This is a genomic window from Gordonia sp. (in: high G+C Gram-positive bacteria), from assembly GCF_049647785.1.
Classification (GTDB): Bacteria; Actinomycetota; Actinomycetes; order Mycobacteriales; family Mycobacteriaceae; genus Gordonia.
Genome location: NZ_JBARYI010000041.1, coordinates 14976 through 37880, shown reverse-complemented (window position 1 = coordinate 37880; position 22905 = coordinate 14976). Strand labels below are relative to the sequence as shown.

General features: G+C 62.0%; 19 protein-coding genes and 1 tRNA gene. 16 read left to right on the top strand and 4 right to left on the bottom strand.

All coding sequences use genetic code 11. From position 1 onward, the window contains the following. The first annotated feature begins 16 nt into the window (after positions 1-16). The 6 genes from trpB to WBA38_RS06270 all read left to right on the top strand — a co-directional run bounded on the left by trpB (position 17) and on the right by WBA38_RS06270 (position 7243). A complete protein-coding gene (gene trpB / locus WBA38_RS06295; RefSeq protein WP_424294426.1) occupies positions 17-1360 on the top strand; it encodes a tryptophan synthase subunit beta in 1344 nt (447 codons plus the stop codon). After that, a complete protein-coding gene (gene trpA, locus WBA38_RS06290) occupies positions 1357-2163 on the top strand; it encodes a tryptophan synthase subunit alpha (protein ID WP_424294427.1) in 807 nt (268 codons plus the stop codon). Before trpB ends, trpA begins: the two co-directional genes overlap by 4 nt. Positions 2164-2379: 216 nt before the next feature. After that, positions 2380-4305, top strand: coding sequence for a prolipoprotein diacylglyceryl transferase (gene lgt / locus WBA38_RS06285; RefSeq protein ID WP_424295383.1), 1926 nt, complete (start codon positions 2380-2382; stop codon positions 4303-4305). A gap of 42 nt (positions 4306-4347) precedes the next feature. After that, the gene (gene pyk / locus WBA38_RS06280; protein WP_424295381.1) at positions 4348-5781 is read left to right on the top strand and encodes a pyruvate kinase; all 1434 of its coding nucleotides are present in this window, start codon (positions 4348-4350) and stop codon (positions 5779-5781) included. A 68-nt stretch (positions 5782-5849) separates the two neighbouring features. Further along, entirely contained in the window at positions 5850-6746 is an 897-nt protein-coding gene (locus tag WBA38_RS06275) for an acyl-CoA thioesterase (protein WP_424295379.1), read from the top strand. Positions 6747-6751: 5 nt separating this feature from the next. Next, the gene (locus WBA38_RS06270; protein ID WP_424295377.1) at positions 6752-7243 is read left to right on the top strand and encodes a hypothetical protein; all 492 of its coding nucleotides are present in this window, start codon (positions 6752-6754) and stop codon (positions 7241-7243) included. 16 nt (positions 7244-7259) lie between these two features. Here the strand turns inward: WBA38_RS06270 and WBA38_RS06265 are convergent, their stop codons facing one another. Further along, entirely contained in the window at positions 7260-8000 is a 741-nt protein-coding gene (locus WBA38_RS06265) for a copper homeostasis protein CutC (protein ID WP_424322321.1), read from the bottom strand. Continuing rightward, positions 7997-9991 (bottom strand): CocE/NonD family hydrolase, encoded by a 1995-nt coding sequence (locus WBA38_RS06260; protein WP_424295389.1) that lies wholly within the window; start codon positions 9989-9991, stop codon positions 7997-7999. The genes WBA38_RS06265 and WBA38_RS06260 overlap by 4 nt, the downstream gene beginning before the upstream one ends. A gap of 254 nt (positions 9992-10245) precedes the next feature. Between WBA38_RS06260 and WBA38_RS06255 the strand changes: the two genes are divergently transcribed. From WBA38_RS06255 to WBA38_RS06215, 9 genes are all read left to right on the top strand, one after another. Further along, positions 10246-10327 (top strand) — tRNA-Leu (locus tag WBA38_RS06255). A 40-nt stretch (positions 10328-10367) separates the two neighbouring features. Next, positions 10368-10967, top strand: a complete 600-nt coding sequence (locus tag WBA38_RS06250) for an ANTAR domain-containing response regulator (RefSeq protein WP_424295374.1) — start codon at positions 10368-10370, stop codon at positions 10965-10967. Between the two features lie 127 nt (positions 10968-11094). Then, positions 11095-13788, top strand: a complete 2694-nt coding sequence (gene polA, locus WBA38_RS06245; protein WP_424322331.1) for a DNA polymerase I — start codon at positions 11095-11097, stop codon at positions 13786-13788. Between the two features lie 15 nt (positions 13789-13803). Beyond that, a complete protein-coding gene (locus WBA38_RS06240; RefSeq protein WP_424295373.1) occupies positions 13804-14358 on the top strand; it encodes an SPOR domain-containing protein in 555 nt (184 codons plus the stop codon). Further along, positions 14355-15443: an isocitrate/isopropylmalate dehydrogenase family protein gene (locus WBA38_RS06235; protein ID WP_424322320.1), complete on the top strand. Its 1089-nt coding sequence runs from the start codon at positions 14355-14357 to the stop codon at positions 15441-15443. Before WBA38_RS06240 ends, WBA38_RS06235 begins: the two co-directional genes overlap by 4 nt. A 172-nt stretch (positions 15444-15615) precedes the next feature. Beyond that, complete coding sequence (locus WBA38_RS06230; RefSeq protein WP_424295369.1) at positions 15616-16518, top strand: ABC transporter substrate-binding protein; 903 nt, start codon at positions 15616-15618, stop codon at positions 16516-16518. A gap of 4 nt (positions 16519-16522) precedes the next feature. Further along, positions 16523-17461 carry an amino acid ABC transporter permease gene (locus WBA38_RS06225; protein ID WP_424322319.1) on the top strand — a complete coding sequence of 313 codons (939 nt, stop codon included), beginning with the start codon at positions 16523-16525 and terminating at the stop codon, positions 17459-17461. A gap of 35 nt (positions 17462-17496) precedes the next feature. Then, positions 17497-18249: an amino acid ABC transporter ATP-binding protein gene (locus WBA38_RS06220; RefSeq protein ID WP_424295385.1), complete on the top strand. Its 753-nt coding sequence runs from the start codon at positions 17497-17499 to the stop codon at positions 18247-18249. A gap of 987 nt (positions 18250-19236) precedes the next feature. Then, positions 19237-19509 carry a DUF2277 family protein gene (locus WBA38_RS06215; protein WP_424295366.1) on the top strand — a complete coding sequence of 91 codons (273 nt, stop codon included), beginning with the start codon at positions 19237-19239 and terminating at the stop codon, positions 19507-19509. On the opposite strand, the gene WBA38_RS06210 is transcribed toward WBA38_RS06215, so the two are convergent. Together WBA38_RS06210 and WBA38_RS06205 are read right to left on the bottom strand one after the other, a co-directional pair. Next, complete coding sequence (locus WBA38_RS06210) at positions 19506-20336, bottom strand: class I SAM-dependent methyltransferase (protein WP_424322318.1); 831 nt, start codon at positions 20334-20336, stop codon at positions 19506-19508. The two genes, WBA38_RS06215 and WBA38_RS06210, sit on opposite strands and share 4 nt — an antisense overlap. A 4-nt stretch (positions 20337-20340) precedes the next feature. Continuing rightward, entirely contained in the window at positions 20341-20730 is a 390-nt protein-coding gene (locus WBA38_RS06205; protein WP_424295364.1) for a 2'-5' RNA ligase family protein, read from the bottom strand. Between the two features lie 358 nt (positions 20731-21088). Between WBA38_RS06205 and rpsA the strand changes: the two genes are divergently transcribed. Next, entirely contained in the window at positions 21089-22582 is a 1494-nt protein-coding gene (rpsA, locus tag WBA38_RS06200) for a 30S ribosomal protein S1 (RefSeq protein ID WP_424322317.1), read from the top strand. Positions 22583-22905: the final 323 nt, after the last annotated feature.

Below are 22905 nucleotides of genomic sequence, written 5' to 3'. Positions count from 1 at the left end.
CGAGGATACTGAACGCGTGAGTGACAATCCCAAAGCCGCAACAGCCGGTTTCCCGCAGGCGAGCGACGGCGTAGCCGATATTCATCCCATCGGACCCGATGCGCTCGGACACTGGGGTGATTTCGGTGGTCGGCACGTTCCCGAAGCACTCATGGCAGTGATCGAAGAGGTCACCTCCACCTACGAGAAACTGCGCACCGACAGTGAGTTCCTGAACGAACTCGATCGGTTGCAGCGGGACTACTCGGGTCGGCCTTCGCCCCTGTACGAAGCCGAACGACTCCGCGAGGATGCCGGTGGTGCACGCATCTTCTTGAAGCGTGAAGACCTCAATCACACCGGTTCGCACAAGATCAACAATGTGCTCGGTCAGGCGCTCCTCGCGAAGTCGATGGGCAAGACGCGCATCATTGCCGAAACCGGTGCCGGTCAGCACGGCGTCGCCACCGCGACAGCGTGCGCACTGTTCGGCATGGAGTGCCTCATCTACATGGGACGCGTCGACACCGAGCGCCAAGCATTGAATGTCGCCCGGATGCGGTTGCTCGGTGCCACCGTTGTCGCCGTTGAAACGGGTTCGGCAACGTTGAAGGATGCCATCAACGAGGCACTCCGCGACTGGGTGACCAACGCTGATACGACGTACTACTGCTTCGGTACGGCAGCCGGGCCGCACCCGTTCCCGATGATGGTCCGCGACTTCCAGCGAATCATCGGTATGGAAACTCGTGTCCAGATGCTGGAGAAGGTGGGGCGCCTGCCGGATGCGGTCACGGCATGTGTCGGTGGTGGTTCTAACGCGATCGGCATGTTCCATCCGTTCATCGAAGACGGCGACGTGCGCATGGTCGGTTTTGAAGCCGGCGGTGACGGCGTCGAAACGGGTAGGCACGCAGCCACTTTTGCCGGTGGTACGCCCGGAGCGTTCCAGGGTGCCTACTCGTATCTGCTGCAAGACGAAGATGGTCAGACCATCGAATCGCATTCCATCTCAGCCGGTTTGGACTACCCCGGCGTTGGCCCCGAGCATGCCCACCTGCGGGATATCGGACGCGCCGAGTACCGACCCGTCACCGACACCGAGGCGATGGATGCCCTCGCCTTGCTCTCTCGTAAGGAAGGCATCATTCCGGCCATTGAGTCGGCACACGCCTTGTCCGGTGCGCTGAAGTTGGGCCGCGAGATGGGCGACGGCGCGATCATCGTTGTCTGCCTGTCCGGGCGCGGCGACAAAGATGTCGACACGGCAGCCCACTGGTTCAACCTCTTCCAGAAACCGCCGTCGGAGGCCGAATATGCGGCCAGCCTCGCGGCCCAGTCCGCATCGACCAACTCTGCAGCATCGGGGGAGACCAAGTGAGCGTCCACACCACTCCGCCCTCTCGTTTGGGCGATACTTTCGCCGCGTGCCGTGCGGAGAACCGCGCCGCACTGATCGGCTACTTCCCGGTCGGCTATCCCGACTTGGAGACGTCCTTGACGACGGTCCGCACCATGGTTGAGGCTGGCTGCGACATCGTCGAAATCGGGATCCCGTACTCGGACCCGGTGATGGACGGACCGACCATTGCGCGCGCCGCAGAGAAGGCACTCGCCGGGGGTACCCGGGTGCGCGATGTGATGGTCGCGGCCGAAGCGATTGCCAAGGCCGGTGCACAACCGGTGGTCATGAGTTACTGGAACCTTATTCTGCAGTATGGCGTTGACGCTTTCGCTCGCGATCTGGCCGCGGCCGGTGGTGCGGGAATGATTACGCCGAACCTGATTCCGGAAGAAGGCGCCGAGTGGCATGCGGCGTCGGACGCGCACAACATTGACCGCATCTATTTGGTGGCGCCGTCGTCGACCCCGGAGCGCATCGCACTGACCGTCGATGAGTGCCGCGGTTTTGTGTATGCCGCGTCGACGATGGGTGTGACTGGTGCGCGGAGCAGTGTGTCGAACGCTGCGCCGGAACTGTGCGCCAGGGTCCGCGAGTACTCGGATATTCCGATTGGGGTGGGACTGGGCGTCCGCGATGGTGATCAGGCCGCAGAGATCAGTGCGTACGCCGACGGTGTCATCGTCGGTTCGGCCATTGTCTCGGCCGCCGACCACGGCCAGAAAGCCGTCGCCGACCTCGTCTCTGACCTCGCCGCCGGCGTCCGCCGCTCCCGCTCCTAATTCCCCTTTTCTGTCACGATTCGGCCGTTCCATCACCGCAGGCCGTGATCGGTGACGGAACGGCGACCGCGACATGCGTTGTTGTGACACAAAAGGGGAAACTGGGTGAGTGAAAACCTCCACTCGGGGAACTGGGGGAGGTAATCGTGCCTGGTTCGACGGGACCGGAAGAGGTCGGCACCGTTGTCGGCGCGGGCACACGATACTGTGGCACCTGTGATTGACGGAACCGTCCTTGCGTACATCCCGAGCCCGTCGCAGGGTGTATGGCACATCGGAGATGTACCGATTCGCGCTTACGCGCTCTGCATCATTGTCGGAATTGTTGTTGCTGTCTGGTGGGGCAGCCGACGTTGGCAGGCGCGTGGCGGGCAACCGGGCGAGGTTATTGACGTCGCCCTGTGGGCGGTGCCGTTCGGCCTCATCGGTGGGCGGCTCTACCACGTCCTTACCGACTGGGACGTGTACTTCGGGCCCAACGGCAAGGGCATCGGCGGGGCACTGCGGATCTGGGACGGTGGCCTAGGTATCTGGGGTGCGGTGGCGCTCGGCGCGGTCGGTGCTTGGATTGGCGCCCGGAACATGGGCATCAAACTGCCGCCCTTTGGCGATGCCCTCGCCCCGGCAATCCTGTTGGCGCAGGCCATTGGCCGCGTCGGCAACTACTTCAACCAGGAACTCTTCGGCCGTCCGACGACGCTACCCTGGGGTCTGGAAATCTTCGACCGCACAAATGCGAGCGGCGCTGTCTCGTACAAGTTGATAGACGGTGTCTCCACCGGCAATGTGTACGCGATTGTGCACCCGACGTTCTTGTACGAAGCGATTTGGAATGTCCTCATCGTGATCGCGCTGGTCCTGATCGACCGCTACTTCCGTATCGGTCACGGTCGACTGTTCGCCATGTACGTTGCTGGTTACTGCATTGGGCGCTTCGGCGTGGAACTGATGCGCGACGACTTCGCGACCCACATCTTCGGAATCCGAATTAACGTGTTCACGTCGGCGATCGTGTTCCTGGGTGCCGCGCTGTACGTGGTGTTGGCACCGCGGGGCCGCGAAAAGGGCCTCAGCATGTACTGGCCGCATCGTGCCGAGGAACTCGCTGAGCAAGGTGCCGTCGGCTACGTACCCCCGCAAATGTCGGACGACGACCTCGACCGGGAAGCAAGCGACGCGGCGGCCACGGGAAGCACGGTGGTTGCCCCAACCAGCGAGTTCGAAGACAGCGATATCGAAAATAGGGAAATCGAAGACATCGAGTTCGATGGCAACGCAGATGACGCTGCTGAGCCTGAGTTTGAGGTAGCAACCTCAAGCGAAGAACTCTTCGCCGCAGATGAGAACGTCGATGACGGTGTGATCGAACCCGATGCCGAGCCCGAGTCAGTCACCGAGCCAATGGATAACGCTGAGACGGGCGTCGTCGAGGACGAGGAATTATTGGCGACCGAACTGGCTGACGACGAACCTGAAGCCGTAGATGCAGAGTCGGACACCGATGCTGGGTCGGACACCGAGACTGGGTCGGACACCGAGATTGGGTCGGACACCGAAACTGGGTCCGACGCCGAAACTGGCACCGACGCCGAACTCGAGCCCGAAGCTGACGCCGAGCCCGAAGCGGAGAGCGTTGTCGAGACGGAACCGGAACCTGAAGCCGAGCCGGACGTCGAGCCGGAACCCGAAGTCGAGCAGGACGTCGAGCCGGAACCCGAACTCGAGCCGGAACCCGAAGTCGAGCAGGACGTCGAGGCCGAGCTCGAGCCGGAAGCTGAAGTCGAGCCCGAACCGGACGTTGCGGTCGCCGAAGTCGACGCTGAACAGGCAGCGGAGGCGGAGACCGCCGAGCCGCCCGCAGAACCAACGCCGGAACCCGTGCATCGGGTGATTCCGGGGAAGGAACCGTCGATCACTGACTCAATCTCCGACCGCGGCTACACGATCGTCCCCGCCGACGACGAGGAACTGTCCGGCATTACGATCATCGAGCAGAATCCTGGCGGATCCGCCGGAGCCATCGAGATTCGCCGAGCATCGGACAATGTGGTCGACGAGCCCGAAGATTCGGGGGCCGAGCCCGATTCCGACGATTCCGACGAACCGGAGGCTACACACAACGCCGCACCCAGCGGCGACTAGGGCTGAGGCGACACCGTGCGGTTGGGCGGCTAGCCTTAAAGGGTGACTCGTCGTACCAAGATCGTCTGCACCCTGGGCCCCGCTACCAACACCGTCGACCGGATTACCGAACTCGTAGAGTGCGGTATGGATGTTGCCCGGCTTAATTTCAGCCACGGTGCCCACTCCGACCACCAGAGCGTCTACGACGCTGTTCGTGCCGCTAGCGCCGCTACCGGCAAGCCGGTTGGCATTCTCGCCGACCTGCAGGGCCCCAAGATTCGGCTCGGAAAGTTCGAAGACAACGGTCGACCCAACGGGGCTGTCGACTGGGCCGACGGCGAAGAAGTCCGCATCACCGTTGACGAGATTATTGGCAACCATGACCGCGTCTCCACCACCTACAAGCAGTTGGCAGAGGACGCAGTTGCCGGCGATCGCCTGCTGATCGACGACGGCAAGGTCGGTCTGACGGTCGTCCGGGTGGAAGGCAACGATGTTGTCTGCATCGTGACCGAAGGCGGGACGGTCAGCAATAACAAGGGTCTGTCGATGCCCGGGATGAACATCTCGATTCCCGCGATGTCAGAGAAGGACATCGCGGACCTGGAGTTCGCATTGGGCCTCGGTGTCGACCTCGTCGCCCTGTCGTTTGTCCGCAGCCCGTCAGATATTGAACTCGTCCACGAAGTGATGGATCGCGTCGGCCGACGCGTGCCGGTGGTTGCGAAGCTGGAAAAGCCCGAAGCCATTGACAACCTCGAAGCCGTGGTACTCGCCTTTGACGCCATCATGGTGGCCCGCGGCGACCTCGGCGTCGAGATGCCGCTCGAAGAAGTTCCGCTGGTCCAGAAGCGCGCCATCCAGATGGCCCGCGAGAACGCCAAGCCAGTCATTGTCGCCACGCAGATGCTCGACTCGATGATCGAAAACTCACGCCCGACCCGCGCCGAAGCGTCCGATGTCGCCAACGCGGTGCTCGACGGTGCCGACGCGGTGATGCTGTCGGGTGAGACCTCGGTCGGTAAGTACCCGCACGACACTGTCCGGACCATGAGTCGCATCGTCGAAGCAGTGGAAACCAGCACCCGTGAGGTTCCGCCGCTCAAGCACATGCCGCGCACCCGTCGTGGCGTCGTGACCTACGCGGGCCGCGACATCGCCGAGCGTCTCGGTGCGGCAGCGATTATTGCCTTTACCGAATCCGGCGATACCGTCCGCCGGGTCGCCCGCCTACATTCGCGCGTCCCGCTGTTGGCTTTCACCGCGACCGAGGCAACGCAAAAGCAGCTTTCGGTTAGCTGGGGTGTGGAACCGTACTTTGTCCCGCGCATGGACCACACCGATTCGATGATCGATCAGGTCGACGAGGTGCTCACCGCCAATGGCCGGGTCAAGAAGGGCGACACGGTCGTCATCATCGCCGGTGCCCCCGCCTCGGTGATCGGCTCAACCAACTTTGTGCACGTCCACCGCATCGGTGAACAGGACCACTGACCTTCCTGGACTACAGATCAGCGGTGCGGGCGTGAGCTACCCCGCACCGCTGACATAGTCTGGACGGCATGACAACTGGCGATCCGAAAGCAGCGGCACCTTCTGCTGACTTGCAGAAACTCATCGAACTGCTCGATGTGGAACGCGTCGACGACAACCTGTTCGTCGGCCAGCACCCCGACCAGGTCCTGCCGCGCACCTTTGGCGGGCAACTGCTCGGGCAGGGTGTGGTCGCTGCTGGCCGGACGCTCGTCAAAGGCAACCCGCCGGTCCACGCGCTGAACGCTCACTTTGTCCGCGGAGGCGATGTCACCAAGCCTCTGGAGTACCACGTTGACCGATACCGCGATGGTCGGGCTTTTGCCAACAGGCAAGTCACCGCCAAGCAGGACGGTGAGGTGGTCTTCACGATGCTCGTTGCCTTCCAAGATAATTCGGCTGGCCTGGAGCATGCTGTCGAAATTCCGGAAGTTCCCTTCCCCGAAGACCTTCCGCCGATCACCGAACACTTCAAAGGCTACGAAGACAAGATCGAATCGTTTGTGAATGCATTGCATCCGGTCGATATTCGATTTGCTAACGATCCAACGTGGGTGATGAAGGGGACCGGAGAGCAACTCAACCACAATCGCGCGTGGATGAAGACGCATGGCACCCTGCCCGACGACCCGTTGATGCATGTCGCGACGATGGCCTATTCGTCTGACACGACGGTCCTCGACTCCATCATCACCACCCACGGACTGTCGTGGGGGATTGACCGGTTGTTCGCGGCGACCGTCAACCATTCGATGTGGTTCCACCGCGAATTCCGCTTTGATGAGTGGATGCTTTACGCGACGGAATCCCCGGTTGCGGCGGGCTCCCGAGGTATCGGTTCGGGAAGGTTCTTTCAGCGTGATGGCACTCTCGCGACATCGGTGGTGCAGGAAGCCCTGATTAAGTACTTCCCTCCTCGGAGTTGACGCCTATGACCACATCCGAGAATCAACTCGACAGCAACGTGTCGCCGACGCCGGAATTGCGCTTCTTTCTCCCGCAGGGACCGCAGTTGCCACGCCGCAATTGGCAGCACCGCTGGAAGAGCGGCATCCGCATCGGCAGCATTCTCGCGGCGGTCGTGCTGGTCGCCGGCGGTGTCATTGCGAGCATCCTGGGTCTTATCGCCGCGAGTCACTTCAATGCGTCGGGTGCGATCGAAGTCTCATGCATCACTGATCCACAAGAATCCGTGAGTCGTCCGGCCAGGCCCGGGGCAGTGTTGAGCATTCTCGACGCCAGCACCGGTGAGAAGTACGGGTCTACCACACTGGGCCGCCCCACGACGTTGCCGAGCGGTATCTGCCTGCAGAAGTTTGAAGTTCAGGACGTTCGCGCCGCTGGCATGTACACCCTGACTATCGGCGATACTTACCGCACCCTGGTTTCGGAAGACCAACTCAGGCGTGGAGTGCTGTTGTAGCTGCGGCAGCGGCAATTCATGAGGCTCGCTTGACTGCTGCCACGATGCCGGCGACGGTCGCCGCGTCGGTCACCTCCAAGGTGTTCGCGGTACCCCCGCCTGGCCCGGTGTTGCCGGGATCAGGAATGTTGGCTTTGGCGGACAGATGAATGGCGTCGACTCCGGCGGCGAGTAACGCTGGCACAGACGCGAGATCCACGCCGCCTCCCGCGATCACGGTGACGCCACTTTCTGCACCGACGAGGGCAGCCAATACCGCTAACCCGTCACCGGCGCGCGAGGCGCCACCGGAGGTCAAGACTCGATCGACCCCGAGTTTCCCGAGTTCGCCGATGGTTGCCACCGGATCCGCCACCGCGTCTAAGGCCCGGTGAAAGGTGATATCGACTGCGCGACCTGACGATTCAGCCTCCCTCGCTGCCGAAACCAATCGGGTCATGGCCTCGACATCGAGCGAGCCGTCTGACCGCAGTGCGCCGACCACTACACCGCTGGCACCCGCACGTACTGCTGCGCGGACGTCGGCCACCAGAACATCGACTTCGGCTTCGGAGTACACGAATCCGCCCGGTCGAGTCCGAATCAGGGCATGCACACCAATTCCCACCGCGCACACCGCGTTGAGCAGACCAACCGATGGGGTCAGCCCACCAGTTGCACCGAGCGCCGTACACAACTCGACGCGGTCGGCACCGCCGTCGCGAGCGACGACGGCGCCCGCCACATCCTGGACTGCGATCTCGACGGCGACGCTCAATTGAGAGGCCGTGACAGGGGTACGTTGACCCAACTCGGGTTGGCCGGGTCAATCTCGATGTACTGCGGACGCAATTGCGATGACCACAGTTCGGGCCCAAGCGGAACCGACTTCGGGAAGTTGAACGAGTAGATGTCGACCCGGAGACGGTCGCCCGGACGTAGCGCGGCCTGCGTTGCCGACATTGGAATGTCAATGTCGAGGACTTGGCCGGGCTTGACCTTGTTGTAGTGATTGAGCGAGAGATATAGCACCGGGTCGGTGAGGTCACCGTTCGGCGCGTAACCGCTCTTGGTTTTGTCGACGGTGCGCAACGACACCATCAGCTGGCCCATCGAGACGATCCGTGATCGACCGTCGGGTGAAACGACGTTGACCGTCGCATGCCAGTAGCCGTCCGTGGCATTGAGTCGCTGCCGTAGGTGGACCACCGGGGTCCCGCTGATCCGGGTGAGGGTGCCGACGGGCTTGCCGGTAAAGGTCTGTGCAGCGGTCTCCGACAGTCGGGTGTCTTGTCCGCAGAAGTCGAACAGAATGGTGATTCCGGCCGCGGCCTGAGCCGCGTCCCGGTCACACAAACTCGAGAGGCCAGGCTTAACCTCTCGCGTCGCGCGGGCGGCAGGCTTCGTCGAACTCAATGAGCCGTCTCCAGCCACCGGAGTGTTGACCGACCGCGACGGCGTACCGCGCAAGTACTGGCGCTGGTAGTTGTAGCCGGGCAGTGGATAGGTCGGTCCCTGCAGGAAGTTTCCGGTGGGTTCCGAGGCGAGCGTGGCTGGAGAATAGCGATCGATGCCGTTGTCAATGCCCTTGAGCCACTTGTCGTACCAGGCACGTGCCAGCACATCGATGCGCGGCGGATGCCCAGGTTGACCAAAGTTGGAACTCGACGTGATGTGGTAGCCGTCATCCATGATCAGCTTCTTCTGCGCCGAGGACAGTTGCTTCAGGCCGCTGAGCAAGCGCGATTCGGAGTTAGTGAATAGATCGTTCCAACCGCCGATCGCGAAGGTGGGCGTGGTGACCTTGCTGACGTCGGTGAACAGTGACTTTCGACGTGCGGAATCGTCAGTGATGAGCGCTCGAGTGGTGCCACGAATATCGCGGACATCGCGGGTGGTGAGTGCTTCAAGGACCACGTCGAAGTAGGTGAGTGGATCTTTCACGCGGTCGGCCAGCCACCGCCAGTCGAAGGTGCCGTTCAACATGGACGCCACGTTCGGGATCATCTTGGAACCGTTGACCAGCGACAACCACGGGGCAATGAACCCAAAGCCGACGCCGCCGCCGGGCGCGATGATGTCGCGCAGCAGGTCGGCACCGGGGACCACGGGGAAGATCGCGCCCAACTTGCCTGGCGCGTCGGACGCGGCCTGCAATTGGTTGATCGCGGAGTAAGAGACACCGGCCATGCCGGTCTTGCCGTTCGACCATCGCTGCTTCGATGCCCAATCGACCACTTCGACGGTGTCGCGACGTTCGCGGTCACCAAAGACCTGCCAGGTGCCCTGCGAGAAGCCGGTGCCGCGGACGTCGACCACCAGCATGTTGTAGCCGCTCTTGATGAGTTGTGGGTCGTAGGCGAAGGTTTGGACGAGCCCGCCGCGCAGTGCTCCGACCAGCTCGTTATAGCCGGAGAGCACTGTGCCCTGCAGGTTGATGCCGTTCAGCAGGTTAACCAGCTGTGGCACCAAGACCGGATAGTTCATCACCTCGGACGCCAGGGCCGACACCATCTTGGTGTACGGCGTCATGTTGACGATGGTCGGAAGCTTGGTGCTGACGGGCTTTCCAGATCGATCGGTGGGCCGAATCAGGTTGCCGCGCAGCAGGGTTCCGTCCGACATGCGGATTGGTACGTCGGGCGTCACCTGGTAGCCGGAGTACTTCTGCTTCCCATCGTGGGTGCGGGTCCACTTGGCGCCCATCGCGCCGTAGACCGCAGCCTCGGACGGACCCGCGAGCGGTGGACTGCCTGCTAGCGGCACCATCGTCAAACCGGCGATCAGCACAATAAATGCACGACGAAACATCGACTTCTTCACTTCTGTGGTTCCTCCCCAAAGGACCAAGCCGGCGTGATGATGGGCGGCACAAAATTGCCGCTCTGTTACCTGACTCTCAGGTAACAATAGGGTGACGTCGCGAGAAAATGGAAGAGCCAAAACGGAGATAAGCGTTTTTCGGGGGTGGGTTTGCAGGCAGCCCGGGGGATATGCGTACACTTGCTCTCGCACCACCACCGGCCCCGGTGGCGAAATTGGCAGACGCGCCGCACTCAAAATGCGGTCTCTAACGAGGTGCCGGTTCAAGTCCGGCCCGGGGCACTCACGGCACCAGTCGCCGACCGCGATCGGAGTTCAGTCCATGAATGACACCGGCAAACCAGCGCAACGCGCGAGCCGAGTGGTTGTCGCAGAAGATGATTCGCTGATCCGCCTCGATCTCATCGAGATGCTGCGCGACGAAGGCTACGACGTTGTGGGCGAAGCGCCGAACGGTCAGGTCGCCGTCGATCTCGCCGAATCGCTGAAGCCCGACCTGGTGATCATGGACGTCAAAATGCCCGTCCGCGACGGCATCGACGCCGCCAGCGAGATTGCCCGCAAGCGCATCGCCCCGGTCGTCATGCTTACCGCTTTTAGTCAGCGGGAGTTTGTTGAACGTGCCCGCGACGCCGGTGCCATGGCGTATCTGGTGAAACCATTCACTCAGGCCGACCTGGTTCCCGCCATCGAGGTCGCGTTGAGCCGCTACCGGGAACTCAAGGTTCTTGAGGCCGAAATCGAAGACATCAGTGGCCGTTTCGAGGCTCGCAAGCTGATCGATCGCGCCAAGGGCCTACTCATGGACAAGCGCGGAATGAACGAGCCCGAAGCCTTCCGGTGGATTCAGCGGAACGCCATGGACAAGCGCGCCACCATGAAGGCGGTCGCCGAGATCGTCGTCGAAACTCTCGGGGACTGACACCGAAGTCGATCGCCCGCGAATCTTGTCGGGGGTAAGCCCTAGACTCGTGGGCGTGAGTGCAGCGCAGACAACGACCAAATCCGGTTCCGGTACATCAGGCAAGGCTGGCAGTCGGCCGACGTTAATGCTGATCGACGGCCACTCCATGGCCTATCGCGCGTTTTTCGCGCTGCCAGCAGAAAACTTCAAGACAAACACCGGTCAGTCAACCAACGCGGTCTACGGCTTTACGTCCATGCTGATCAACCTTCTGCGCGATGAAGAACCCACCCACATCGCCGCGGCATTCGACGTCTCCCGCCAGACCTTTCGGTCGGAGATGTTCCCCGAGTACAAGGCGCAGCGCAGCAAGTCACCCGACGAGTTCCGCGGCCAGGTCGACCTCACCAAAGACGTTCTTGAGGCGATGGGAATCCCCGTCATGGCGATCGAAGGTTTTGAAGCCGACGACATCATCGCCACTCTCGCGACTCAGGCCGATGCCGAGGGGTACCGAGTGCTGGTCGTGACTGGCGACCGCGATGCGCTGCAATTGGTCAACGACAACATCACCGTGCTCTACCCGAAGCGTGGGGTTTCCGAACTCACCCGTTTCACGCCGGAAGAAGTCGAGAAGAAGTACGGTCTCACGCCCGCGCAGTACCCCGACTTCGCCGCCCTGCGCGGCGACCCCAGCGACAATCTCCCCGGTATTCCCGGGGTCGGCGAGAAGACCGCAGCCAAGTGGATCCGCGAATACGGTTCGTTCGAGGAACTCGTTAACCGAGCCGACGAAGTTCGCGGCAAGGTTGGAGACTCGCTACGCGAGAACTTGGCCGGCGTCATAATGAATCGGCGGCTCACGGAGTTGGTTCGTGACATGACGCTTCCGGCAGCCCCGGAAGATCTCGCACTTCACGGTTGGGACCGTGACCGCATTCATCGGCTGTTCGACGATCTCGAGTTCAAAGTTTTGCGCGATCGGCTTTTCTCGACACTCACCTCGGTGGAACCGGAAGCCGAGTCGGGCTTCGACCTCCGCGGCACGCGCCTTGCTCCCGGTTCGGTTGCTGACTGGTTGGCTGAGCACACCGGTACCGGTCGGAGTGGGCTGGCAATCTCGGCGCCGCGCCAGGTGGTTGGCAGTGACGTCGAGTCGTTGGCGATTGCCGGCGTCGACGGCGAAGCAGCGTTCATCGATCCCACCATCCTGACCGTCGAAGATGATGCGGCACTGGCCGATTGGTTCGCCGACGCCACTCGGCCCAAGGCCATCCACGAAGTCAAGTGGGCGCTGCATGCCTTCCGCGGCCGTGGATGGACCCTCAAGGGAGTGACGTCCGACACCGCGCTGGCAGCGTACCTGGTCCGTCCGGGGCAGCGGTCGTTCAATCTCGACGACCTGGCATTGCGCTACTTGCGTCGGGAACTGAAGGCCGACGACTCCGCAGGCGGCGACGGACAACTGTCGCTCCTCGACGACGATGCCGATACGCAGCGCGCAGCAGACCAGCTGATGCTGTCCGCGCAGGCCGTCGCCGAACTCGCCGACACCCTCGATACCGAACTCGAGCGCATCGATTCGTTGGCGTTGCTCAAAGACATGGAACTTCCGCTTGCCTTCGAGCTCGCCGAGTTGGAAGGCGCGGGCATCGCGGTTGACGTCGACCATCTCGATGCCCTGGAATCGGAGTTTGCGCAGCGGGTGCGCGACGCCGCCGAAGCCGCCTACGAGGTCATCGGTGAGCAAGTGAATCTCGGTTCGCCGAAGCAACTGCAGGCCATCTTGTTCGACAAGCTGGACATGCCGAAAACCAAGAAGACCAAAACCGGGTACACCACCGACGCGGATGCGCTGACCTCGCTGTACGAGAAAACAGAGCACCCCTTCCTGCGCCACTTGCTAGAACACCGTGACGCGACACGACTGCGCGTCACCGTCGAAGGCCTGCAGAAGACCATCGCCGACGATGTCCGTATCCACACCACGTTCAATCAGACGGTCGCAGCTACCGGGCGACTGTCGTCCACGGACCCGAACTTGCAGAACATTCCGGTGCGTACCGAGGCGGGCCGGCAGATTCGTCACGCCTTCGTCGTGGCGCCGGGACCGGTTGCCCGAGGTGCGGGAAGCACGGAGTTCGAGTCGCTGATGACAGCGGACTATTCGCAGATCGAAATGCGGATCATGGCGCACCTGTCGGAAGATGCCGGACTCATCGAAGCCTTCAACACGGGTGAGGACCTCCACAATTTCGTTGGCTCTCGCGCCTTCGGGGTACCCGTCGACCAGGTTGACGCGACGATGCGATCGCGGGTGAAGGCGATGTCGTACGGTTTGGCCTACGGATTGTCGGCGTTCGGCCTAGCGGCCCAGCTCGGAATCAGTCGCGAGGAAGCCAAACAGCAGATGGAAGCGTACTTCGACCGCTTCGGTGGCGTCCGCGACTACCTGCACAATGTCGTCGAAGAAGCACGGCGAAACGAGTACACGGCAACACTTTTCGGCCGCCGCCGCTACCTGCCCGACCTGAACTCCGACAACTTCCAGCGCCGTCAGTCGGCCGAGCGAATGGCGCTCAACGCACCGATTCAGGGCACTGCCGCCGATATCATCAAGGTCGCAATGATTAACGTGCAGAAGCGTTTGCGGTCGGAAGGCTTGCAGACTCGGATGCTGCTTCAGGTACACGACGAGCTCGTCCTCGAAGTGGCTGCTGGCGAACGTGATTTCGTAGAGAGTCTGGTTCGCGAAGAGATGGGCGGTGCCATTGAATTGTCGGTGCCGCTGGAAGTGTCCGTCGGCTACGGTCGCAGTTGGGACGACGCCGCACACTGAAAGTGAGCCGTGCACATGAACGATTTCGATCGGGGACATGTTGACCGGCACTCGACGCTGCACGGAGAGCCGCTTCCACTGTCCTCGTACCCGCCGCCGCCACGACCGCCGGGTAAACCCGCCAACTGGCTAGTGGTGGCGATTTCGGCCATCAGTGTGGTGGTCGTTGGTGTGGCCGGAATGCTGTTGTGGTTGCTGAAAACCAATGCGGGCGGCGAACCGGAACCGGCTGCGGCTCAACAGCCCGTCGTGACAAGTATCGTGAACGCCACCCCCGTGCCGACGGCAACCGCCCACGCGACGGCACCGACGTCACTCCCCGCAACGGCGGCGACGCCTCCGGTTCAGTCACCATCGAGTCCGTGGTACGCCCAATTTGGTGCGTACAACAACTACGACAATGCGCAGGCCGAAGTGTCGCTCCACGACGGTGCGGTGATCTTGCCCGGTTCACGCGTCGGTTCAACGTCCGCGTATGTCGTGGTGAGGCCGACAGCCAGCGAGGCCGAGGCCCAACGAGTCTGTGCAAAGTTTGCCGAAGGATCCTGCTACGTGAGGAGCGGTCAGTGACCAGCAAGCACAACGATGATCACAGCGATGTGCTGCGGGTCGCGGTCCTCGAAGGCGATGGCGTGGGTCCGGAAGTGGTTCCGGTGGCCATGGACGTTGCGAAAGCGGCGCTCGCGGCCCACGGACTGACCGTCGACGCAGTTCCACTCGCCTATGGAGCGACGGCGATCGACAGTGACGGCACTCCGCTTCCTGCGGCGACCCTCGACTCGCTCGAACGGTTCGACCTGTGGGTTGTCGGACCGCACGATAATGCGGCGTATCCGCGGGAACTGCAGACGCCACCGCCCGGTGCGGTGCTCCGCAAGCAATTCGGTCTTTACGCGAACCTTCGACCGGCCCAAGCACTTTCAGGCGTGGCGGCAACTTCGCCCGACATTGATGTGCTGATTGTTCGGGAAAACAGCGAAGGCTTCTACGCCGACCGCAACATGACGATCGGCAGCGGCGAGTTCATGCCAACACCCGATATCGCGATGGCGGTCGGCGTGGTGACGAGAGCCGCGTCGCAGCGGATCGCGGTAGAAGCCTTCGACGCGGCTCGTCGCCGTCGCGGTCATGTCACGATTGTTCACAAGGCGAACGTGCTCGCGTTAACGACTGGACTCTTCCGCGACGTGTGCCTCGAAGTGGCGAAGGACTATCCAGACGTGCGGGTCGACACCGAGCATGTTGACGCCATGGCTGCGCTGTTGGTCCGTCGGCCCGCAGAGTACGACGTCATCGTCACCGAGAATCTGTTCGGCGACATCCTTTCCGACTTGGCGGGCGAGTTGTCTGGGTCGCTCGGGTTGGCACCGTCGATCAACGCCTCACACACGCAGGCGATGGCTCAAGCCGTGCACGGGGCGGCACCGACAATCGCGGGGACCGGGACGGCCAACCCGGTGGCCATGATCTTGTCGGTCGCAATGCTGTTGCGGTGGCACGGTCGCCGTTCCGGTGATGCTCGGGCCGAAGCCGCCGCCGATGCGATTGACGGTGCGGTCGCGCACGTACTCGCGGACGGAACGGTCACCGCAGATCTGGGCGGCAAGGCATCGACTCGCGACTTTGGCGCTGCGGTCGTCGCTCACCTGACATGAACCGGTTCGCAGCTGCCACCACTGTCGGCCCTCGTTGCGCACTCTCGGACCTCTCTGCGCACTCTCGGCCCTCTCTGCGACTGTCGGGCGCCAATCCGCCATACTCAATTGACTCGCCAAACCGGTGAATCGGAGCGAGCAAACCGGATCAAAGTCTCTTCAGGGGTAATGGATGCGAAAGCGATCGTTGCGGGCCACCGTGCTGGCGGGCGTAGTCGCCGGGTTGGTGGCACTACCGTCGTTGACGGGGTGTGTCGTCGACGAGTCGGCGCTCGACACCCAACCGTTGTCCCTGCAGGTGGAGAAACAGCCGGAGATCGCCGCATTGCTGCCAGCCAAGATTGCTGAGGCCGGGGTCCTCCAAGTCGGCACTAATCCGCCCTATCAGCCGAATGAGTTCAAGAACCGCGACGGCGAGATTATTGGCTTCGACGTCGACCTGATGAACGCCATCGTTAGCGTCCTCGGTATCAAGGCCATCTATAACGAGGCCGACTTCGACAAGATTATTCCGGCCATGCAGGGCGGCACCTTCGATATCGGGATGTCGTCGTTCACCGATTCGCTGGAGCGGGAGAAGGAAGTCGATTTCGTCGACTACTTCAGCGCGGGCATCCAGTGGGCGCAGCGATCGGGCGACAACGTCGACCCGGACAATGCCTGCGGATTGCGTGTCGGCGTACAGAGCACGACGGTCGAAGATACGGACGAGGTGCCTGCCAAGAGTGCGGCGTGCGTCAAGGCGGGCAAGGACCCGATCATCAAGGTCAAGTTCGAAACGCAAGACCAGGTGGTCAATGCACTCCTACTGGGGCAGGTCGACGCGTTTTCAGCCGACTCGCCAGTTACGGCGTACGCGGTGAAGAAGACCGACGGCCAATTGGTCCAGGTGGGTCCGCTCTACGATGCCGCTCCCTACGGGTATCCGGTGCCCAAGGGGTCGCAGCTGGCGAAGGCGATTCAAGCGGCATTGCAGTACCTCATCGACAACGGCCAGTACCAGCAGATTGCCGAACATTGGGGAGTGGAAGCAGGAATGATTACCCGGTCGACGATCAACGGGGCGAAGGGCTGAACCGATGACGATCACTGAACCCGTAGGCACCCCGCACGACCAGCAGCCGATTAAGGCCATCCCACTCCGGCACCCCGGGCAGTGGGTGGCGTCGGTCATTGTGCTGGCCCTGGCTGGCCTATTCATTTACGGGGCCGCCACCAACTCCGCGTTCCGCTGGGGCACGTACTGGGACTACCTGTTTGAACAGCGAATCTTGTCGGGTGTCGGCTACACGCTCGCGCTGACTGTGCTCGCGATGATCATCGGTGTGGTGCTTGGCGTCATCGTGGCAGTGATGCGGATGTCACCCAACAAAGTCCTCAGTTCAACGGCGTGGGTATACCTGTGGGTATTCCGCGGGACGCCGATCTACGTCCAGTTGGTGCTGTGGGGCCTCGTCGGGTCCATCTACAAGACGGTGAATGTTGGTATCCCGTTTGGGCCGACAGCGTTCACGATCGACATTCAGCAACTCAGCCTCGAGTACGTATTTGTCCTCGCCGTGATTGGTTTGGCCCTGAACGAGGCCGCGTACATGGCGGAGATTGTGCGTGCCGGCATCAGCTCGGTAGGCGAGGGCCAGATGGAGGCGTCGGTTGCCCTGGGTATGTCGTGGTGGCAGACAATGCGTCGAACCGTGCTGCCGCAGGCTATGCGTGTGATCATCCCGCCGACGGGCAACGAAGTGATCAGCATGTTAAAGACAACGAGCTTGGTGGCGGCCGTGCCGTTCAGCCTGGAACTCTACGGTCGCTCGCGCGATATTTCGGGCGTCAACTTTCAACCAATCCCGATGCTGCTGGTGGCCTCCACGTGGTACTTGGTGGTCACCTCGATCCTGATGGTCGGTCAGCACTACTTGGAGAAGCACTATCAAAAGGGTGCTTCGCGCCAGCTGACCGACGGGCAGCTAGCTGCCTTGGCTGCGGCGAATACGACGATCGTGGAGGAAGGTAAATGACCGCCGCTTCGAACGCCGGGACCAAAGCGGTGCCGATGGTTTCCGCCGACCGCGTGTGCAAAAACTTTGGGGCTCTCGAGGTCCTCAAAGGTGTCTCCCTCGAGGTCCAGCGAGGTGAGGTCGCCTGCCTGATCGGGCCATCGGGCTCGGGTAAGTCGACGTTCCTGCGATGCGTCAACCATCTTGAGAAGGTCAACGCTGGCCGTCTCGTCGTCGATGGTGAGTTGATCGGCTACCGCGAGCGTGACGGCAAGCTGTACGAGATGAGCCCGCGCGATTCGGCCCGCCAACGCCGCGAGATTGGCATGGTGTTTCAGCACTTCAACCTGTTCCCGCATCGCACGGCACTTGAGAACATCACCGAGGCACCAGTTCTCGTTGGCGGCAAGTCGAAAGCGCAGGCCGTTGAGCGTGCCTTCGATCTTCTCGACCAGGTGGGTCTGAGAGCAAAGGCGGATGCCTACCCCGCGCAACTCTCCGGTGGTCAGCAGCAGCGAGTCGCGATCGCGCGTGCGTTGGCGATGGATCCAAAACTGATGCTCTTCGACGAGCCAACGTCGGCCCTGGACCCCGAACTTGTCGGTGATGTCCTCGAGGTCATGCGAAATCTCGCCTCCGAAGGCATGACGATGCTCGTTGTCACCCACGAAATGGGCTTCGCTCGAGAAGTCGCCGATCAACTCGTCTTCATGGACGGCGGCGTCGTCGTCGAACGCGGCGACCCCCGCGACTTGCTGAGCAACCCGAAGGAAGCACGAACGCAAGAGTTCCTGTCGAAGCTGCTGTAAGCACGATCGTGGCACGCGTCGACACGCTGACGTGTCGACTTTTGAACCAATCCGGGCGTTGCTGCGTCTAACTGGCATGAAGATTGAAAGCTTGCCATTCGATGCCAACGGAATTCTGCACGCGCGTCGTGCCGTCAAAGCTGGGGTGGATAGGTCCCGCTTATCGAGGGCAGTTCAGGCTGGCGAGTTGACGCGCCTCCTGACGGGCGTATTCGTGGTCTCAGAGGACCGGACTCCTGGGCAACTACACCTGTTGAAAGCCCGCGCAGTGTCTCAGGCTCATCCGGAGATGGTGCTTTCACATGAGGCTGCAGCCGTGGTCCATGGGTTTTCGATGTTGAAGCCTGCTTTCGATGCCGTCGAGATCGTCGCCCCGAGGCGCGTTCGGGCGCAGGGACTACAGCGCCGGGTTCTTGATCTCCAGGACGACGACGTCGATGAGCGTGATGGCATACGTGCGACCTCACGGGCTTTGACTGCCATCACCGTCGCTTGTACTTCGCCGATGGGTTTCGCCGGCGCGCTGACCGTTCTGGATTCGGCTTTACGCGCCGGGGTTTCTCGTCGTTCGCTGGAGGCAGCACTGCAGTCCAACCGCAAGGGGATTGGCATCGCTCGGCGTGCTTTCGAGTTCGCCGACTCCGGTGCTGCGAATCCGGGGGAGTCCTGGAGTCGTGCGCAGATGATCCTCGGAGGTCTTCCCGTGCCGAGACTGCAGCACCGATTCCGTGATGCACATGGAGACTTCGTCGCGCGATCTGACTTCGACTGGGACGGCTTGGTAGTCGGTGAGTTCGACGGCTACGGAAAGTACTTCGACTACAACTCCGGCACCAGGACGGCGTACGACGTTCTACGGGACGAGAAACGTCGAGAAGCGCGTCTCAAAGCCCTCGGAATCGACGTGGTCCGATGGGATTGCAACGGATGTTCGTGGCGAACCTTCGCCCTATCGACACCCGCCGCGGACGCTCGTAGCCTTGGTTTATGTGCCGAAACATCACTGAACTGCGAGGGCTGGAGCCTGCCGCGACCGAGGAAGAGATTGAGGCCGCCGCGCTGCAATATGTGCGGAAGGTGTCGGGGATTCGGAAAATTACTGAGGCGAATCGGGAACCGATGGAGCGGGCCGTCGAAGCAGTTGCTGCGGCAACCCGGGAACTACTCGGCGAGCTTCCCGCACGACGACAACCACCGCAGACCGTCCCGCCATTGCGACGGCCCGAAGTCCAGGCGCGAATCGCCGCTCGAACGGGTTAGGGCTTACGGCAAACAAAGATCGCGGTGCCGGGGAAGTACGACCCCCGCAGCGGGGACCACTGACCCCATTCGTCTTCGAGGTCGTCCGGCCATTCAGGTTCGACGATGTCCTCCAGGACTAAGCCAGCTCCGACGATCTCGCGCACTCGGTCGCCGATGGTGCGGTGATGTTCGACGTAAGTGATCTCGCCGTCGTCGTTGGCCTCCGAATACGGGGTCCGCGAAAAGTACGACATCCGCACAACGAGGCCGTCTGGACCGGGGTCATCGAGGAACATCCACCGCATCGGATGGTTCGTGGCAAATACCCAATGGCCGCCGGGTCGCAGAACCCGCGCAACTTCGCGCATCACCCGCGCTGAATCGGCGACAAACGGGACGGCACCAAACGACGAGCACGCGATGTCGAAGGAGGCATCGGCAAACGGTAAGTGTTCGGCGCCACCTTGGATCAGGGGTACGGGGGCGTCGTCGAGCTTCATCGCCTCAATGCCGTTGCGCAGCATGCCGATGGAAACGTCGAGCCCAATCACGTTGGCACCGTGCGCTTTTAGCCACCGTGAGCAGGGTGCCGAGCCACAACCAATTTCCAAAATGGCACGACCTTCGACGTCGCCGAGTAGGTGTGCGTCGGCCTCGCGGAAGCGTTCGGGGCCCCAAACAAATTCGCCGCCCGGTGTTGAGTCGCCAATAAAGCGGCCATGCTCAGACTGGTAGTCGGCGGCTTCGTCGTTCCACCAGTTGCGCGCCGCCCGCTGGCTTACGTCGGAATCGACATCGCTCAGGACGCGGGGTGGGCGGGGAGTGGAGTTCACGGGAGTCGGCATCCTTTCAACAGGCACGACCTGGTGCGACAACTTCAACCTTCTCGTCACTGTCCCAACGGCGCAGGCGCGCGGCACGACCGTCGATCTTCGACCACGACAGAACGTCGAGCGCTGTCGCCACCTGCTCGGCAGTAAGACGACGGCCCAGTGTGACGTGCGGGGTCCATTGTCCCGGGGCGCAGTGCTGCACCAACCCTGTCACGTGGTCGTCGGCCAGGCGAAACATGGTTGCGTGCACCGCCAGCAATTCTGACGACGGCACCACCGACCGGGCGAGGATAAATCGATTCTTGGTCGGAAACACGAGAGCACCACCGACGCTCAGGGTAAAGGGGAGGCGTTGGGCGGTGCTCGCGACGGCGGTGTCGGCCGCGGGCGAAATGGTGGTTCCCACCAGGAGTGTGCAATGTGGCGACACGGTACCCGCGCGAATTTGACCCGAATTGGGTATGCCAGCCTCCTCCAAGGTGTGCCACTGGTCACGAATGGCTGCATCAGTGTCCGAATCGAGGAGAATTTCTATCGAATGCGGCAACTTGAGACTCCTTGGGTTAGCGCGCTTGTCAGCCCTATTTGTGCAGGTCGACCGGGGGTAGTACGCTGATCCACGTGTGTGCGCGGAGCGCATACTTTGCACCAGCCGGGGCGGTCTCGTCAAGGCGGTGCGCGAACAACAAGGAAACCGGGTCCAGCCTGCGAAGACTGCCGGGTTTACCGTACCTACTAGATACCTGTCCGGAGCAACTCAACATATGTCGTCCCCCACGATCACCTCGCCGCAAGTAGCCGTCAACGACATCGGCACTGCGGAGGACTTCCTCGCCGCTATCGACTCCACGATCAAGTACTTCAACGATGGCGACATCGTCGAGGGCACCATCGTCAAGGTTGACCGCGACGAAGTTCTGCTCGACATCGGCTACAAGACCGAGGGTGTTATCCCTTCGCGTGAGCTGTCGATCAAGCATGACGTCGACCCCAACGAAGTTGTCACCGTTGGTGACGAGGTCGAGGCCCTGGTTCTCACCAAAGAGGACAAAGAAGGCCGCCTGATTCTTTCGAAGAAGCGTGCACAGTACGAGCGCGCCTGGGGCACGATCGAGGAGCTCAAGGAGAAGGACGAGGCCGTCAAGGGCACCGTCATCGAGGTCGTCAAGGGCGGCCTGATCCTCGACATCGGCCTCCGTGGCTTCCTCCCCGCTTCGCTGGTGGAGATGCGCCGCGTCCGCGACCTGCAGCCGTACATCGGCAAGGAGGTCGAAGCCAAGATCATCGAGCTCGACAAGAACCGCAACAACGTCGTTCTGTCGCGCCGCGCTTGGCTCGAGCAGACCCAGTCTGAGGTCCGCAGCGAGTTCCTCAACCAGTTGCAGAAGGGACAGGTCCGCAAGGGCGTCGTCTCCTCGATCGTCAACTTCGGTGCCTTCGTCGATCTCGGCGGCGTCGACGGCCTGGTCCACGTTTCCGAACTCTCTTGGAAGCACATCGATCACCCGTCCGAGGTTGTCACCGTTGGCGACGAGGTCACCGTCGAGGTTCTCGACGTCGACATGGACCGCGAGCGCGTTTCGCTGTCGCTCAAGGCAACGCAGGAAGACCCGTGGCGTCAGTTCGCCCGCACCCACGCGATCGGTCAGATCGTGCCGGGCAAGGTCACCAAGCTGGTTCCGTTCGGTGCATTCGTGCGCGTCGAAGAGGGCATCGAGGGCTTGGTCCACATCTCGGAGCTGGCCGAGCGCCACGTCGAGGTCCCGGACCAGGTTGTTGCTGTCGGCGACGACGCGCTGGTGAAGGTCATCGACATCGATCTCGATCGTCGTCGCATCTCGCTGTCGCTGAAGCAGGCCAACGAGGACTACACCGAGGAATTCGATCCCTCGAAGTACGGCATGGCAGACAGCTACGACGACCAGGGGAACTACATCTTCCCCGAGGGCTTCGACGCCGACACCAACGAGTGGCTCGAAGGCTACGACAAGCAGCGTGAAGAGTGGGAAGCCCGCTACGCAGAGGCTGAGCGTCGCCACAAGCTGCACACCACGCAGATGGAGAAGTTCGCCGCGGCTGCTGCCGAGGCAGAGAACGCTCCGACCGACTACTCGTCGTCGAGCGAGGCCCCTGCGGCCGCATCGACCTCGAGCTCGTCTTCGTCGTCGACCAGCGGACCGGCTCAGACCGGTGGCTCGCTGGCCAGCGATGAGCAGCTCGCTGCTCTGCGCGAGAAGCTGTCGGGTGGCAACGCCTGATCTGCTAGCTAGCTAACAAAAGTGCCCCGAGAGCTCCGGCTCTCGGGGCACTTTTGTATTTGCGGGCGCGGAGGTTGCTTCGAACGTCAACTGAAAGGCGTTGCGGTACAAGCAGTCTGGACCTCGAAATGACCCGCTGAGCTCGCAGACCTTGCATGGGATGACCTGTAGCCGGGCGGACCAATTGTCGAAGTGTTTGAAAACCGACGAGACGGGTAACCAGAGTTTGGGTGTGTGGCATATGGAGCACGCGGCCGCTGCTGGCACCTTCAAGGAGTGACCTGTTGGTCCATCACGCGCTGGCGTGGCACGTCGACCAACGG

Excerpts from the sequence above, each read along its gene's own strand:
- WBA38_RS06210 (WP_424322318.1), bottom strand. The coding sequence starts at position 20,336 with ATGCCGACTCCCGTGAACTCCACTCCCCGCCCACCCCGCGTCCTGAGC.
- WBA38_RS06270 (WP_424295377.1), top strand. The coding sequence starts at position 6,752 with ATGACCACATCCGAGAATCAACTCGACAGCAACGTGTCGCCGACGCCG.
- WBA38_RS06275 (WP_424295379.1), top strand. The coding sequence starts at position 5,850 with ATGACAACTGGCGATCCGAAAGCAGCGGCACCTTCTGCTGACTTGCAG.
- WBA38_RS06225 (WP_424322319.1), top strand. The coding sequence starts at position 16,523 with ATGACGATCACTGAACCCGTAGGCACCCCGCACGACCAGCAGCCGATT.
- WBA38_RS06220 (WP_424295385.1), top strand. The coding sequence starts at position 17,497 with ATGGTTTCCGCCGACCGCGTGTGCAAAAACTTTGGGGCTCTCGAGGTC.
- WBA38_RS06260 (WP_424295389.1), bottom strand. The coding sequence starts at position 9,991 with ATGGTGCCGCTAGCAGGCAGTCCACCGCTCGCGGGTCCGTCCGAGGCT.
- rpsA (WP_424322317.1), top strand. The coding sequence starts at position 21,089 with ATGTCGTCCCCCACGATCACCTCGCCGCAAGTAGCCGTCAACGACATC.
- WBA38_RS06250 (WP_424295374.1), top strand. The coding sequence starts at position 10,368 with ATGAATGACACCGGCAAACCAGCGCAACGCGCGAGCCGAGTGGTTGTC.
- WBA38_RS06230 (WP_424295369.1), top strand. The coding sequence starts at position 15,616 with ATGCGAAAGCGATCGTTGCGGGCCACCGTGCTGGCGGGCGTAGTCGCC.
- WBA38_RS06240 (WP_424295373.1), top strand. The coding sequence starts at position 13,804 with ATGAACGATTTCGATCGGGGACATGTTGACCGGCACTCGACGCTGCAC.
- WBA38_RS06215 (WP_424295366.1), top strand. The coding sequence starts at position 19,237 with ATGTGCCGAAACATCACTGAACTGCGAGGGCTGGAGCCTGCCGCGACC.
- polA (WP_424322331.1), top strand. The coding sequence starts at position 11,095 with ATGCTGATCGACGGCCACTCCATGGCCTATCGCGCGTTTTTCGCGCTG.